Annotated in this window: 12 protein-coding genes; 8 read left to right on the forward strand and 4 right to left on the reverse strand. The window is 67.5% G+C overall.

All coding sequences use genetic code 11. The features are described from left to right. Window positions 1-103 precede the first annotated feature (103 nt). The gene (locus AU187_RS16180) at window positions 104-1642 is read left to right on the forward strand and encodes a GMC family oxidoreductase (protein ID WP_059097810.1); all 1539 of its coding nucleotides are present in this window, start codon (window positions 104-106) and stop codon (window positions 1640-1642) included. A 36-nt stretch (window positions 1643-1678) separates the two neighbouring features. Continuing rightward, complete coding sequence (locus AU187_RS16185; protein ID WP_059097809.1) at window positions 1679-2149, forward strand: DUF309 domain-containing protein; 471 nt, start codon at window positions 1679-1681, stop codon at window positions 2147-2149. A 29-nt stretch (window positions 2150-2178) separates the two neighbouring features. On the opposite strand, the gene AU187_RS16190 is transcribed toward AU187_RS16185, so the two are convergent. From AU187_RS16190 to AU187_RS16205, 4 genes are read right to left on the reverse strand one after another with little or no spacing between them, the layout of a single operon-like run. Further along, a complete protein-coding gene (locus AU187_RS16190; protein WP_059097808.1) occupies window positions 2179-3849 on the reverse strand; it encodes an ABC transporter family substrate-binding protein in 1671 nt (556 codons plus the stop codon). Between the two features lie 11 nt (window positions 3850-3860). Then, window positions 3861-5705: a dipeptide ABC transporter ATP-binding protein gene (locus AU187_RS16195; protein WP_059166917.1), complete on the reverse strand. Its 1845-nt coding sequence runs from the start codon at window positions 5703-5705 to the stop codon at window positions 3861-3863. Continuing rightward, window positions 5702-6649, reverse strand: a complete 948-nt coding sequence (locus AU187_RS16200) for an ABC transporter permease (RefSeq protein WP_059097806.1) — start codon at window positions 6647-6649, stop codon at window positions 5702-5704. The genes AU187_RS16195 and AU187_RS16200 overlap by 4 nt, the downstream gene beginning before the upstream one ends. Then, window positions 6646-7623 (reverse strand): ABC transporter permease, encoded by a 978-nt coding sequence (locus tag AU187_RS16205; protein ID WP_059097805.1) that lies wholly within the window; start codon window positions 7621-7623, stop codon window positions 6646-6648. The genes AU187_RS16200 and AU187_RS16205 overlap by 4 nt, the downstream gene beginning before the upstream one ends. A 208-nt stretch (window positions 7624-7831) precedes the next feature. On the opposite strand from AU187_RS16205, the gene AU187_RS16210 reads away from it, so the two are divergent. The 6 genes from AU187_RS16210 (at window position 7832) to AU187_RS16235 (ending at window position 14227) form a co-directional block, all read left to right on the forward strand. Next, window positions 7832-8080, forward strand: coding sequence for a hypothetical protein (locus AU187_RS16210; protein ID WP_059097804.1), 249 nt, complete (start codon window positions 7832-7834; stop codon window positions 8078-8080). A gap of 138 nt (window positions 8081-8218) precedes the next feature. Then, window positions 8219-8923: a response regulator transcription factor gene (locus tag AU187_RS16215; RefSeq protein ID WP_059098379.1), complete on the forward strand. Its 705-nt coding sequence runs from the start codon at window positions 8219-8221 to the stop codon at window positions 8921-8923. Continuing rightward, window positions 8901-10442, forward strand: coding sequence for a sensor histidine kinase (locus AU187_RS16220; RefSeq protein ID WP_059098378.1), 1542 nt, complete (start codon window positions 8901-8903; stop codon window positions 10440-10442). Before AU187_RS16215 ends, AU187_RS16220 begins: the two co-directional genes overlap by 23 nt. A gap of 47 nt (window positions 10443-10489) precedes the next feature. After that, window positions 10490-11755 (forward strand): bifunctional glycosyltransferase family 2/GtrA family protein, encoded by a 1266-nt coding sequence (locus AU187_RS16225; RefSeq protein WP_059166918.1) that lies wholly within the window; start codon window positions 10490-10492, stop codon window positions 11753-11755. A 28-nt stretch (window positions 11756-11783) separates the two neighbouring features. After that, window positions 11784-13691 (forward strand): ArnT family glycosyltransferase, encoded by a 1908-nt coding sequence (locus AU187_RS16230; protein WP_172800272.1) that lies wholly within the window; start codon window positions 11784-11786, stop codon window positions 13689-13691. Window positions 13692-13735: 44 nt separating this feature from the next. Then, window positions 13736-14227: a beta-class carbonic anhydrase gene (locus AU187_RS16235; RefSeq protein WP_059098376.1), complete on the forward strand. Its 492-nt coding sequence runs from the start codon at window positions 13736-13738 to the stop codon at window positions 14225-14227. The last annotated feature ends 11 nt before the right edge of the window (window positions 14228-14238 follow it).

Consider the following 14238-nt stretch of genomic DNA (forward strand, 5'->3'; position numbering starts at 1 on the left):
AGCAGTCGCAAAGTGTCCTACTTCTAGGCCATTTCGGGGCATTTCGCGTTCCCCTAACTCCGTTGTGGCCCCGGCTCGGCGAGAAGAAATTACACTCCGGCGAATGGAGGCCGACTACATCGTCGTTGGAACGGGCTCGGCCGGATCGGTCGTGGCCGGCCGGCTGAGCGCCGACCCGTCCGTTCGGGTCATGGCACTGGAAGCGGGCCCGTACGACAAGGACAAGTTCATCCGCATCCCCGCGGGATTCCAGAAGCTCTTCCGCAGCCCGATGGACTGGGATTACCGCACTGAGCCGCAAAAGCAGCTCGACGGTCGCGAGATCTATTGGCCCAGAGGCAAAATGGTCGGTGGATCGTCGTCGATGAACGCGATGATGTGGGTCCGCGGTTTCGCCGCTGACTACGACGAGTGGGGTGATGCCGCGGGCGATCAGTGGGACTACGCGCATCTCGAACCGTACCTGCGCCGCATCGAGGCCGGCCCGCTGTCCATCAGCCCGCAGCGCAGCCCGCGCAGCTCGACCGCTAAGTGGCTGGCGGCCGCCGAAGAATGCGGCTTTCGCATCGAGAAGCCGAACCAGGCTGCACCCGAGGGGTTTTGCGAGACGCTCGTCACCCAGCGCCGGGGCGCCCGGTGGAGTGCCGCCGACGCCTACCTCAAGCCCGCCCTCAAGCGCAGCAACCTCACGCTCGAGACCGACGCACTGGTGACCAGGGTGGTTTTCGACGGGCGCCGTGCTGTCGGCGTCGAGGTGGAGCAGGCCGGCCGGCGCCGCGTCATCAATGCGCGACGCGAGGTGGTGCTGTGCGGCGGTGCGATCAACAGTCCTCAGCTGCTGATGCTGTCGGGCATCGGTGACGGCGAGCGGCTGACGGAGCACGGCATCGAGACGCTGGTGCACGCGCCGAACGTCGGCGCGAACCTGCTCGACCATTTCATCGCCGCCCTCGGCTTCGACGTTCCCGACGATTCGCTGTTCGGCGCCGAGAAGCCGCTGCAGCTGCTGAATTATTTCCTGCGCCGCCGCGGCATGCTCACCTCCAATGTGGGGGAGGCCTACGGTTTCATCCGCAGCCGGCCGGACCTCGCGCTGCCGGACCTGGAACTGATCTTCGCGCCCGCCCCGTTCTTCGATGAAGGCGTCGGCGATCCCTACGACACCCACGCCGTCGTCCTCGGCACGATCCTGCTCAAGCCGCACAGCAGCGGCACCATCGAATTGCGCTCGGCCGATCCGAAGGACAAGCCGATCATCGACCCGCGGTACCTCACCGATCCCGACGGCGCGGACCGTGCGGCGATGATGGCCGGCCTGCGCATCTGCGCGACGATGGCCCAGGCGTCGGCGCTCAAAGGCGTCGTCGGCCGGATCGCGCGCCCGCTCGACGCGACGATCCTCGACGACGAGACGTTGGAGCGGGCGTTGGCCACGGTGTCGCACACCCTCTACCACCCTGTCGGCACCTGCCGGATGGGGCGCGACGCCGGCAGCGTGGTCGATCCACAGCTGCGCGTCCGCGGCGTCGACGGCCTGCGGGTCGCCGATGCGTCGGTGATGCCGACGATCATCCGCGGGCACACCCACGCGCCCAGCGTGCTGATCGGGGAGAAGGCCGCCGAGCTGATCCGAGCGGGATGACGCCTGAGCCGACGCCGTGGATGCCAGGATGGGTTCATGGCGGAGCGTGACCGCGACGAAGCCGGGAGGCCCCGCAACACCCGTCCGCGCGATGCGCTGGGCCGGCCGCTACCCCACGGCAGCGAGGGCGTCACCCGAATTCCGGACGAACTCGACCTGTCACCGGCCGAGACCCTGCGCTACGCCCAGCGACTCCTCGACGACGGTCTGGCCTTCAACGCCCACGAGGTGTTGGAATCGGCGTGGAAGAGTCGCCCGCAGGACGAACGGACCCTCTGGCAGGGGCTCGCCCAACTCGCGGTCGGCATCACCCATGTGCAACGGGGCAACACCAAGGGCGCGATCGGTGTGCTGCGACGGGCGTCGGCCCGCCTGTCCGACGACGGCCCGGCGCCGCATGGCGTCGACGTCACCGGCTTGGTCCGCTATGCCCACGCGCTGATCGACGACCTCGAGGCGGGAGCCACGGTCGCGCCCGAGCGACTTCGCCCACGCCTGTCCACCTAGCGAAATCGCTTGTTGCGCACGCTCGCCGGCTACGGCTTCATGAAGCCGATTTTGGTGTAGTCCGCGTCGGCCAAGCCGAACGCGCCGAAATTCGCCAGATTGCTTCGGACGGCGACGTTTCCGGTCGACTGGGTCAGCGGCAGGCTGAACACCTCGTTGAACAGCATCTCGTCCAACTCGTTGGCCAGTTTCCGGGCCTTGGCGGGGTCGAGCTCGCCGACGGTCTCCTCGATCTTCGCGTCGATTTCGGGACTGCTGATCTTGCCGAAGTTGCTCTCCGCCCCGGTCCGGTAGATCTGCGTCAAGCTCGCGAGCGGGAAAGCGTCACCGCTCCAAGCGAATTGAGCGATGTCGAAGTTACCGACCGTGACGTAGTCGGTGAAGAAGCCCGCGGCCGGTCGCACGTCGAGTTCGAGTTTGACCCCGATCTGGGCGAGATTGGCCTGGGCGATCTGGCCGTACTGACGCGTGCCGAGCGAGTCGAACAGCACGTCGCGGATCACGAGTGGGCGGCCGTCCTTCTCGCGGAACTGGCCGTTGAGCCGCCAGCCCAGCGCGTCGAGTTCCTGCTTGGCCTTCTCCGGGTCGAACGCAACGGCGCCGCTGTTGTCCTGGTAGCCCTCCTGGCCCTCTACGTAGATGTGGTTGTTCAGCGGCGCCGGGTTGTCGGCGAGCCCGCGCTGGGTGACCTCCGCGATCGTCTTGCGGTCGATGCCCTTGGCGATCGCCCGCCGCAGCGCGGGATCGGCCAGGATCGAACCCGGCGCACCGTTGAACGTGAAGTGATACCAGGCCAGCCCTGGTGCGCGCCGGATGGTCACCCCATCCGTGCGCCGCGCGATCTCCATTTCGTCGAGCGTCGCCAGGCCGGTGGCGTCGATCGTGTTGTTCTGCAGCGCGGGCATGCGTGCGGCGTCGTCGAGGACGAGGAAGGTGATGCTGTCCAGCAGCGGCGGCGCACCCCACCATTTCGGGTTGCGCGTCAGCGTGATTCGCTTCGCACCGCGGTCGAGATTGGACACGATGAACGGTCCGGCCGACGGACCCGGTGCGTCCAGTTGGCCCTTGTTGAATACCTCGGGGTTCGCCGTCGAACTCTTGGGAACCAGCATCGAGGTGCCCGCGAACATGCCGCGCCAGTCCGCCCACGGCTTGGCGAAGGTGATGACGGCTTGGCGGTCGTCGACGCCGCGCTCGACCTTCGCGACGCGGTCGCTGCCGTTGGTGGCGGCGATCGCGAAGTTCTCATCCTTTCCGCTGGTGGCGTGGATCTGAGACTGGATGTCCTCCCAGGTGATCGGCGTGCCGTCGCTCCACACCGCCTTCGGGTTGATCGTGTAGGTGACGACCTGCGGGTTGGTGCTGGTCAGCTCGACATTGGTGAAGTAGTCGGTGTTGACGGTGGTCGAGCCGTCGGCCGCGATCCGGAAGGCGCGCGGCATTGTCGGCTTCATGAGCGAGTTGTTGTCGCCGGTGTTGCCGTCGATGTGTAGCGGGTTGAAGTTCGGCGGAAAAGCATTGAGCGCCAGCCGCAGCTTGCCGCCCTTCTGAAGATTGGCCACATCCTGCGGGTTGATGTCGTTGCTGGTGCCGACCGCTGCGTCCCCTCCTGCGGAGGGGGCTTCTTCGGTGCCGCCGGAACAGGCGGTCAGGGTCAGCGCGGTGATCATCGTCGCCGCAAGGAAGCGTCGCAAGCTCATGCGCTCCGACTTTAGCTGTGATGTACCTCAGGCTGCGGGACCGCCGCCAGCAAACGCCGGGTGTAGTCCTGGCGGGGGTTGGCGAACACCTGGTCGCCCTCGCCCTGCTCGACCACGGTGCCCTTGTACATGACCGCCACGTTGTGCGCGAGGTGTCTGACCACGGAGAGATCGTGCGACACGAACAGATACGACAACCCGAACCGCTGCTGCAGGTCCAGCAGCAGGTTGATGATGCCGGCCTGGATCGACACGTCGAGCGCCGACACCGGTTCGTCGAGCGCCAGGATCTTCGGTTGCAGCGCGAGCGCCCGCGCGATTCCGATGCGTTGCTTCTGCCCGCCGGAGAACTCCGCTGGATAGCGTGTGGCGTCCTCCCGGCGCAACCCGACGATGGCGAGCAGTTCGGCGACCCGTTCGTCACGGCTGCGCTTGTCGAATCCGTTGGCCTGCAAGGGCTCGGCAAGCACGTCGAACACCGGAAGCCGCGGGTCCAGTGACGCCACCGGATCCTGGAACACCACCTGCAGATCGCCTCGCAACGCCCGCCGGGCGTGCCGGTCCAGCGATGCGACGTCGTTACCGAGCACTTCGATGGAACCGGACTCCGGCGCGGTCAACTGCAACACCTGGTGCAGCGTCGTCGACTTGCCGGACCCGGACTCACCGACGATGCCCAGCGTGCGGCCCTGCTGCAGCTCGAAGCTGACACCGTCGACGGCACGCACCTCGCCGACCTGGCGGCGGAACACCACACCCTTGGTCAGCTTGTAGGTCTTGACCAGGTCGGCCACCCGCAGCACCACCGGCGCGTCGGGATCGGGCGGCGTATCGGGCGGCGCGGTCGACACCCCGTAGATGTCGCCGGCGCTGCGGCCGACAACGTGTTCGGTGCGAATGCAGGCCGCGTGGTGCCCCGTTTCCGTCGGCCCCATCGGGAGCAGCTCCGGTTCGGCGGCTTGGCAGTCGTCGACGGCCAGTGGACACCGCGGCGCGAAGGGGCAGCCGGGCGGCAGGTCCGCCATCGACGGCGGTGCGCCGGGTATGGGGACCAACCGCGCGCCCTGCGCGGCGTCGAGGCGCGGCACGGACCCCAGCAGCCCGACGGTGTAGGGCATCCGGCGATCGGAATACAGGGTGGACACGGGTGCCGTTTCGACGGCGCGCCCGGCGTACATCACCAAGGCGCGGTCGGCGAACTCGGCGACCACACCGAGGTCGTGGGTGATGATCAACACGCCGGCGCCGGTCACGTCACGGGCGGTTTTGAGCACATCGAGGATCTGGGCCTGCACCGTGACGTCCAGTGCGGTCGTCGGCTCGTCGCAGATCAGCAGGTCGGGATCGTTGGCGATCGCGATCGCGATCACCACCCGCTGGCGCTCGCCACCGGACAACTCGTGCGGAAATGACTTCGCCCGCCGGTCGGGTTGTGCGATGCCGACCAGCTCGAGCAGTTCGACCGCCCGTTTCCTGGCCGCCCGTCGGCCGATGCCGCGCTGATGAACCTCGATCGCCTCGGCGATCTGGTCGCCCACGGTGTAGACGGGGGTCAGCGCGGACATCGGGTCCTGGAACACCGTGCCGATGGACTTTCCGCGGATCGCCGACATGCGTTGATCCGACAGGCCGATCAGCTCGTCGCCGTGCAGCCGGATCGAGCCGGCCACGTCGGCGTACTCGGGCAGCAGGCCGATGACGGCCATCGCGCTGGCCGATTTGCCGGCGCCCGATTCTCCGACCAGTGCGACGACCTCGCCCTTGTCGACGTCGAAGTTCATCCCGCGCACCGCATTGACCGGCGCGGTGTCCGTCGGGAACGCGACCGTGAGATCGCGGACTTGGAGCAGGGTCATCGCGGTCGGCGCCTTCGCAGCTGTTGCGCGCCCGGGTCGAGTGCGTCGCGCAAACCGTCCCCAACGAGGTTGGCGCACAAGATGATCAGCACCAACACCCCGGCAGGAAACAGGAAGAGCCACGGGAACGTCGTCGCCGATTTGGTGCCGTCGGCGATCAGCGTGCCCAGCGACACGTCCGGCGGCTGGATACCGAATCCGAGGAAGCTCAAGCCGGTTTCGGCCAACACCGCGACCCCGACGTTGAGCGCGGTGTCGATGATGATGATCGACGCGACGTTGGGCAGGATGTGACGGACGATGATCCGCGGGCCGCTGACACCCATATACCGTGCCGCGGCGACGAATTCGCGGTCGCGCAGGCTCATCGTCATGCCGCGGACGATCCGCGAGCTGATCATCCAGCTGAACAACGACAGCAGCACGATCATCCAGATGATGTCACCCTTGGTGCGCTGCACCACGATTGAGACCAGCAGGAAACTCGGCACCACCAGCATCAGGTCGACCAGCCACATCAGGGCCGGGTCGCGCCAGTCGACGAAGTACCCGGCGATGGTCCCGACGGTGGCCGCGATGATCGTCGAGATGAACGCGACACACACGCCGATCAGCATCGATTTCTGCATGCCCCGCAGCGTCTGGGCGAGCAGATCCTGCCCCAGCGCATTTGTCCCGAACCAGTGTTCGGGGCTGGGGGGCTGCTGCAGCGCGTAGTAGTCGAGCTCGCTGTAGGTGTAGGGCAGCAGCGGCGGCAACGCGTAGCACCCGATGAACAGCAGCACTAACAACACCAACGAGACCACCGCCGCCTTGTTGCGCAGGAAACGGCGGAACACCAGCGATTTGCGCGACGTGAACCGTGCGGCGTCGAGACCGGTTCGGGCGGTGGTCGACTGGCCCGGCGTGGGCGTCGCATCCGACCGGGCGACGTGCTCGGTCATGACCCGCGCACTCTCGGGTCGAGCACCGCATAGACGACATCGGAGAGCAGGCCGGCGAGCAGGATCATCACGGCGGAGAGGGTGGTGATCGCGGCGACGATGTTGATGTCCTGATTGCCGATGCCGGTGACGATCCATTCGCCGACGCCGTACCAGCCGAAGATCTTCTCGGTGAACACCGCGCCGGTGACCAACCCCGCGACGCTGTAGGCGAAAAGCGTCGCCATCGGAATCAGCGCCGTCCGCAATCCGTGTTTGATCAGGGCTTGCCGACGTGTCAGCCCCTTGGCCCGCGCGGTGCGGATGAAGTCCTGGCCGAGCACGTCGAGCATCGCGTTGCGCTGGTATCGGCTGTAGATCGCGATCGAGGCGAGCGCGAGCGTCATGCTCGGCAGCACCAGATGCTGCAACCGGTCGACGAACTGGTTCCACGCTCCTTCGATCGGATAGGTCGACGTCTCCCCGGTGTACTCGAAGATCCGGACGCCCAACACGTTGTTCACGCCCAGCGCCGCGAGGATGAACAGGTTGGCCAGCACGAATATCGGTGTGCTGATCACCAGCAACGACAGCAAGGTGACCACTCGGTCGCTGAGCCGGTACTGCCTGATCGCACCCCACGCGCCGGCGGCGACGCCGATTACCGTGCCGACCACCGAGCCGATGATCAGCAGCCGCAGGCTGACCCCCACGCGTCGCCACAATTCGTCGGTCACTGGTTGCCCGCCGATGGTGACCCCGAAGTCGCCGCGGATGGCGCCGGACACCCAGTGGACGTACTGCTCGAGCACCGGCTTGTCGAGTCCCAGCTCGACGCGCTTGGCGTCGATCACGGCCTGGGGCGGGCGCGGGTTGCGGCTCTCCAGGCTGTCGAGCGGATTGAACTGCCATGACGCGAGCAGGAAGACGAGGAACGACGCCAGCGCCAGCAACACCACGTAGTTGAGCAGCCGGCGCGCCAGGAACCGCGTCATGCGGAGTATCCGTTCCTCGGCTGCTGCATGCGCACAGGTTAGCCAGACCCCGGCGTCATCTTCACCGCCGAGCAGGCGTGTCCCGGTCGTTTCGCCGGCCGCCCGTTCGGTTATCCAGCGAGGTAGAAACTCGACGACGAACCTGAATGCGCTGTTTGATGGGCCGCGACGCCGGCCGCCGGGCCCACCAGACGACAGAGAGGTCCAAGTGAACTCGAAACGGATCAAGACGTTCGCGGCGACGGTAGGCACCAGCGCCGTGCTCGCCATGGGTGCGATCTCGGTGGCATCCAGCACTGCGGCTCAAGACGACGAGACCAGCGTCACACCCGGCCCGGTGACGACGTCGGAGATCACCACTGGCGAGACCATCACCGAAACGGTGATTCCCGAAGCACCGGAGACGACGCCGGCCACGCCGCCGGTGACCGCGGAACCGGCACCGACCATCGACTAGTTCCACCAGCGCTACGCAGCGGTCCACAGCCGGCACATAGGAAACGCACACCGTCCGCTCATGGCGGCCGCGAATAATGGGGCCGTGTCCACCTCCCGTCCGCCGGTCGTCGCAGAACACGACGCGGGCCGTGTCGTCATGCGCCGCGCCGACGGAAAGCCGATTCAGGTACTGGTCGTCGACGACGAACCGGTGCTCGCCGAGCTGATGTCGATGGCTCTGCGATACGAGGGCTGGAACATCGCGACCGCGGGCGACGGCGCTTCGGCGATCGCATCGGCGCGCGAAACTCCGCCCGACGTCGTGGTGCTCGACGTGATGCTGCCCGATATGAGCGGGCTGGAGGTGCTCCGCAAACTGCGCGAGCAGACACCTGGGCTACCGCTGCTGCTGCTGACCGCCAAAGACTCCGTCGAAGACCGCATCGCCGGACTGACCGCCGGCGGCGACGACTACGTCACCAAGCCGTTCAGCATCGAGGAGGTGGTGTTGCGGTTGCGGGCGCTGCTGCGACGCACCGGGGTGGCCAGCGAATCGGGTGGCGCGAAGATCGTGGTCGGCGACCTGGTGCTCGACGAAGACAGTCACGAGGTGACCCGAGGCGGCGAACTGATCACGCTGACCGCGACGGAATTCGAGCTGCTCCGGTTCATGATGCGCAACTCCAAACGTGTGCTGAGTAAGGCGCAGATCCTCGACCGCGTCTGGAGCTACGACTTCGGCGGCCGGTCCAACATCGTCGAGTTGTACGTCTCCTATCTACGAAAGAAGATCGACAGCGGGCGCGAGCCGATGATCCACACCCTGCGCGGTGCCGGGTATGTCCTCAAGCCCGCGCGCTGACGGTGCGCGGATCCGCTCACCGCGGACCTGGTCGCTGCGGGCTCGGCTGCTCGCCTCGCAGGTCGTGCTCCTGGCGTTGGTGTGCGCGGCCGTCGGGTTAGGGACCGAGCTTGTGCTGCAACACTTCCTGATGAAGCAGTTGGACGAGCGCGTGGCGGAGACAGGCCGACGTTCATCGGGCCTGTTCGAGTTCGGCCCTCCGCCACCGCCGCCCGGATTCCCGCGGCCCGGTTTCCGGCAACGCATGATCATCCGCGGCGATCTCGGGCCGGGCCCTGCCTTTCTCAACGCGCCCGGGCAGGCCGCCCGCACCGTGGGTGCCGTGGTCTCGGGCGGCACCCCGGTCGACGCCGGCGTGATCACAGCGGACGGCACCCGTAGCGAGATCAGCGCTGCCGCGGCGCAACAGCTCGCACGGGTGGTGCCGGACACGCCGACGACCATCGAGCTCGAGGGGCTCGGCCGGTACCGGGTGATCGCGCTGCCCGCACATCGACCCGGCGAGAAGATCGTGACCGGGTTGCCGACCTCGGACGTCGACGACACGCTGTTGACGGTCGCGATCATCTTCTGCGTGGTCGGGGCGACCGCGCTGATCGGCGCCACGACGGCCGGTATCCTGATCATCCGCCGTCAACTTGCCCCGCTGGCAAGGGTTTCCGACGCCGCTCGACAGGTGGCCGGTCTCGAACTCGACCGCGGGGAAGTGCGGCTGCCGACACCGATCGTCAAGGTGGACCCGGCGAGCGCGCACACCGAGGTCGGGCAGCTGGGCTCAGCGCTGAACCGCATGCTGGACCGGATCGCGTCGGCGCTGTCAGCGCGGCACGCCAGCGAGACCCGCGTCCGCCAGTTCGTCGCCGACGCCAGCCACGAGCTGCGCACCCCGCTCGCCGCCATCCGCGGCTATACCGAACTGGCGCAACGCAAACGCGACGACGTGCCCGAAGACGTCGCCCACGCGATGAACCGCGTGGAATCCGAGACACGTCGCATGACCCAACTCGTCGAGGACATGCTGCTGCTGGCCAGACTCGACACCGGGCGGCCACTGCAGCGCGAGCCGGTGGACCTGTCCCGACTGATCGTCGACACCGTCAGTGACGCCCACGTCGCCGGCCCGGAACACGACTGGTCGTTGGACCTGCCCGAGGAGCCGGTGATCGTCGTCGGCGACGAGGCCCGCCTGCACCAGGTGCTCGCGAACCTGCTCGCCAACGCCCGCACCCACACGCCGCCCGGCACCTCGGTCACCATCGCGCTGACCGTGGCTGCGGATCATTCCGTGGTGCTGACCGTGGCCGACGACGGCCCCGGCATCCCCGCCTGGCTGCAGCCCGAAGTCTTCGAAAGGTTTGCCCGGGGCGACTCGTCGCGCTCTCGTCGCGACGGCAGCACGGGACTCGGATTGGCGATCGTCGCGGCGGTCGTCAAGGCGCACAGTGGCACCATCGCGGTGCACAGCCGTCCCGGCGAGACACGTTTCGTCGTAACCCTTCCCGGCGATCCCAGCTCATAGCCCAGACACAGGTCGGACCAACGGCAGTCACAACCGGCGACCCGACGATGGGCGTCATGACAGACCTCGCCCTGGACCGGGACCCGTTTGGGCCCATGCGCTTCGCATCACGGCCGAACGCCGCCGCGGCGGCCCGTGACGCCGGTGTGCCCGTGCTCGACGTCGTGATCCCGGTGTACAACGAGCAGGCCGACCTGGCCGCCTCGGTGCGCCGCTTGCATCGGCATCTTCGAGAGGAGTTTCCGTTTCCGGCGCGAATCACGATCGCCGACAACGCAAGCCATGACGACACCCCGCAAGTCGCTGCCGAGTTGGCCGCCGAACTCAGCGACGTGCGAGTGGTTCGGCTCCCGCAGAAGGGCCGCGGCCGTGCGCTGCACGTCGTGTGGTCGGGCTCCGACGCGCAGGTGCTGGCATACATGGACGTCGACCTGTCCACCGATCTGCGGGCATTGGCGCCGCTCGTGGCGTCGTTGATCTCCGGCCACTCAGACCTGGCCGTCGGGACGCGGTTGAACCGCAGCGCACGCGTCGTGCGCGGCGCCAAGCGCGAGGTCATCTCGCGCTGCTACAACCTGATCCTCAAATCCACGCTGGCCACCGGGTTCTCCGACGCGCAGTGCGGGTTCAAAGCGATCCGCGCCGACGTCGCTCGCCTGCTGCTGCCGCACGTCGCCGACACCGGGTGGTTCTTCGACACCGAGCTGCTGGTGCTGGCCGAACGAAGCGGGTTGCGTATCCACGAAGTGCCCGTCGACTGGGTGGACGACCCCGACAGCCGCGTCGACATTCTGGCCACCGCCGTGGCCGACCTCAGAGGCATCGGCCGGCTGCTGCGTGGATTCGCCGACGGTTCGGTCCCCGTGCAGTCCATCGCCGCGCAACTCGGGTCTTCCAGGGCGTCGGCGCCGGGGTCGCTGGTCCGCCAGATCGTGCGGTTCGGTGCCGTCGGCGTCGCTTCGACCGCCGCCTACGTCGTGCTGTTCCTGTTGTTTCAGCAGTGGGTCGGGGCGCAGGCGGCCAATTCGATCGCGCTGCTGGCCACCGCCGTCGGCAACACTGCGGCGAACCGGCGATTCACCTTCGGCATCGGTGGAACCACCAACGCAGCGCGCCACCACGTCGAGGGCCTGGTCGTGTTCGCGATCGCGCTCGCCATCACCAGCGGCTCGCTCGGAGTCCTGCACGCACTCGTCGCCGAACCGCATCGTCTGGTCGAGGTGCTGGTGCTGGTGCTGGCCAATCTGGCGGCCACCGCTGCGCGGTTCGTGCTCCTGCGGGGCTGGGTCTTTCAGCCATGTCGCAACCGCTGATCCCACTACGACACAAAGGAATACACCGATGACCATGATTACGGACATTCGCTCACTCGCCTCCGCGGCATCACCGAACGAGCGGGCCGACCCGCGTTGGGTTCGGCCGGCGCTGGCCGCGCTGTTGTCGGCCACCGCGGTGCTGTACCTGTGGGGCCTCGGCGGATCCGGCTGGGCGAACGACTACTACGCCGCCGCCGCACAGGCCGGCACGCAGGACTGGAAGGCCTGGCTGTTCGGTTCGCTGGACGCCGGGAACGCGATCACGGTCGACAAGCCGCCGGCAGCGCTGTGGCTGATGTCGTTGTCCGGAAGGCTGTTCGGATTCAGTCCCTTCGCCATGTTGCTGCCGCAGGCGTTGATGGGCGTAGCTTCTGTCGCGGTTCTCTACGGCGCAGTACGACGGGTGAGCGGGCCCGCGGCGGGCCTGAGCGCGGGTGCGGCGCTGGCGCTGACACCCGTGGCGGCGTTGATGTTCCGGTTCAACAACCCCGATGCGCTGCTGGTGCTGCTGATCGTGGTGGCCGCGTACTGCATGGTTCGGGCCATCGAAACCGCAAGCAGTCGGTGGGTCGCAATGGCCGGTTGCGCCGTCGGTTTCGCGTTTCTGACCAAGATGCTGCAGGCGTTCCTCGTGGTTCCCGGCCTGGGGCTGGCATTTCTGGTCGCGGCGCCCGTGGGCTTGTGGCAGCGCTTCGGCAAGCTGGCGATCGGTGCCGCCGCAATGGTGGCCTCCGCGGGCTGGTACATCGCGTTGGTCGAACTGTGGCCCGCTGACTCACGGCCGTACATCGGCGGTTCGTCGAATAACAGCCTGCTGCAGCTTGCCCTGGGCTACAACGGAATCGAGCGCATCGCCGGAGGGCAGGGCCCCGGCGGCGGTGGTCCCGGGGGACCGGGCGGTCCGAGCGGCGGCGCGAATCTGTTCTTCGGTGGTGAGCCGGGGATCGTCAGGCTGTTCGGCGAATCGATGGGGACTCAGGGCTCGTGGCTGTTGCCCGCAGCGATGATCGGTCTGCTCGCCGGACTCTGGTTCACCCGGCGCGCACCCAGAACCAACCCGGTGCGTGCCGCACTGCTGCTGTGGGGTGGCTGGCTGGTGGTCACCGGTGCCGTGTTCAGCTTCATGGACGGCATCATCCATCCCTATTACACCGTCGCGCTGGCACCGGCGGTCGCGGCGCTGGTCGGTATCTCGGTGACTGAATTATGGCGGGGCCGCCAGTTTTTCGCGCGACGAGCCGCGCTGGCGGTGATGTCGGCGGCGACGGGCGTCTGGGCGTTCGTCCTGCTCGACCGGACGCCGGAGTGGTGGCCCGTCCTGCGTTGGGTGGTGCTCGCGGGGTCGGTGGTCGCGGCAACCGCGCTGGTCGTCGGCGCACAGCGGTTCGGCCGGGCTACAGCAGTATTCGCTGTAGCAGCAATGGTATTCGGCATTACCGGCACGACCGCATACACGGTGGCCACCGTCGCCGACACGCACGGCGGCGCGATGGCCGTCGCCGGACCCGCCGGCGCGCGCAGTGGACCCGGCGGCGACGGGCAGGACGTGGGAAGTCCGCCGGGTGGCCCGCGCGCCGCGACGGACAACCCGGCGCTCGAGGGCCTGGTCGAGGGGGCCGAAACCCGGTGGGCAGCCGCGACCATCGGGTCGATGACCGCGAGCAGGCTCGAGCTGAAGACGGGAGTATCGATCATGGCGATCGGCGGCTTCACCGGGTCGGACAACTCACCGACGCTCGCGCAGTTCCAGGCATACGTCGCCGATGGGCAGGTGCGCTATTTCATCGCCGACACCCATGGCGGCCCTCCCGGTCACAACTCCGGTAGCGCGACCGATATCGCCGCGTGGGTGCAGCAGACCTTCGCACCCATCGATGTTGATGGCGCCACGGTCTACGACCTCGCCGCTCCGGGGTCGATGCGATCGGCGTGATTTTCTTCCCTGTCGCCACACCGATGCAGGGCTATCGTCGAGAAATGTCTGTGACCGATGAGTACCTGAAGAACAACGAGGCGTACGCGAGTACGTTCTCCGGTCCCTTGCCACTGCCGCCGAGTAAGCATGTCGCGGTGGTCGCGTGCATGGACGCCCGCCTCGACGTGTACCGGATCCTCGGCCTCGGCGACGGCGAGGCACACGTCATCCGCAACGCGGGCGGCGTCGTCACCGACGACGAGATTCGCTCGCTGGCGATCAGTCAACGGCTGCTCGGCACCAAGGAGATCATCCTGATCCACCACACGGACTGCGGCATGCTGACGTTCACCGACGACGGCTTCAAGCAACAGATCCAGGACGAGACCGGCATCAAGCCCGAGTGGGCCGCCGAAGCGTTCATCGACGTCGAGGAGGACGTGCGGCAGTCGCTGCGACGGATCGAGGCCAGCCCGTTCGTCACCAGACACGAGTCGGCGCGCGGCTTTGTCTTCGACGTCGCGACGGGCCGGCTCAACGAAGTCACCCTGTAATCCCGCGGTTC

Origin of the sequence: Mycobacterium sp. IS-1556 (genome assembly GCF_001499985.1) — a bacterium.
In the GTDB taxonomy this organism is placed as follows: Bacteria; Actinomycetota; Actinomycetes; order Mycobacteriales; family Mycobacteriaceae; genus Mycobacterium.

Coding starts and splice junctions, on each gene's coding strand:
- AU187_RS16180 (WP_059097810.1), top strand. CDS start 104: ATGGAGGCCGACTACATCGTCGTTGGAACGGGCTCGGCCGGATCGGTC.
- AU187_RS16185 (WP_059097809.1), top strand. CDS start 1,679: ATGGCGGAGCGTGACCGCGACGAAGCCGGGAGGCCCCGCAACACCCGT.
- AU187_RS16190 (WP_059097808.1), bottom strand. CDS start 3,849: ATGAGCTTGCGACGCTTCCTTGCGGCGACGATGATCACCGCGCTGACC.
- AU187_RS16220 (WP_059098378.1), top strand. CDS start 8,901: ATGTCCTCAAGCCCGCGCGCTGACGGTGCGCGGATCCGCTCACCGCGG.
- AU187_RS16205 (WP_059097805.1), bottom strand. CDS start 7,623: ATGACGCGGTTCCTGGCGCGCCGGCTGCTCAACTACGTGGTGTTGCTG.
- AU187_RS16195 (WP_059166917.1), bottom strand. CDS start 5,705: ATGACCCTGCTCCAAGTCCGCGATCTCACGGTCGCGTTCCCGACGGAC.
- AU187_RS16225 (WP_059166918.1), top strand. CDS start 10,490: ATGGGCGTCATGACAGACCTCGCCCTGGACCGGGACCCGTTTGGGCCC.
- AU187_RS16200 (WP_059097806.1), bottom strand. CDS start 6,649: ATGACCGAGCACGTCGCCCGGTCGGATGCGACGCCCACGCCGGGCCAG.
- AU187_RS16235 (WP_059098376.1), top strand. CDS start 13,736: ATGTCTGTGACCGATGAGTACCTGAAGAACAACGAGGCGTACGCGAGT.
- AU187_RS16215 (WP_059098379.1), top strand. CDS start 8,219: ATGCGCCGCGCCGACGGAAAGCCGATTCAGGTACTGGTCGTCGACGAC.
- AU187_RS16230 (WP_172800272.1), top strand. CDS start 11,784: ATGACCATGATTACGGACATTCGCTCACTCGCCTCCGCGGCATCACCG.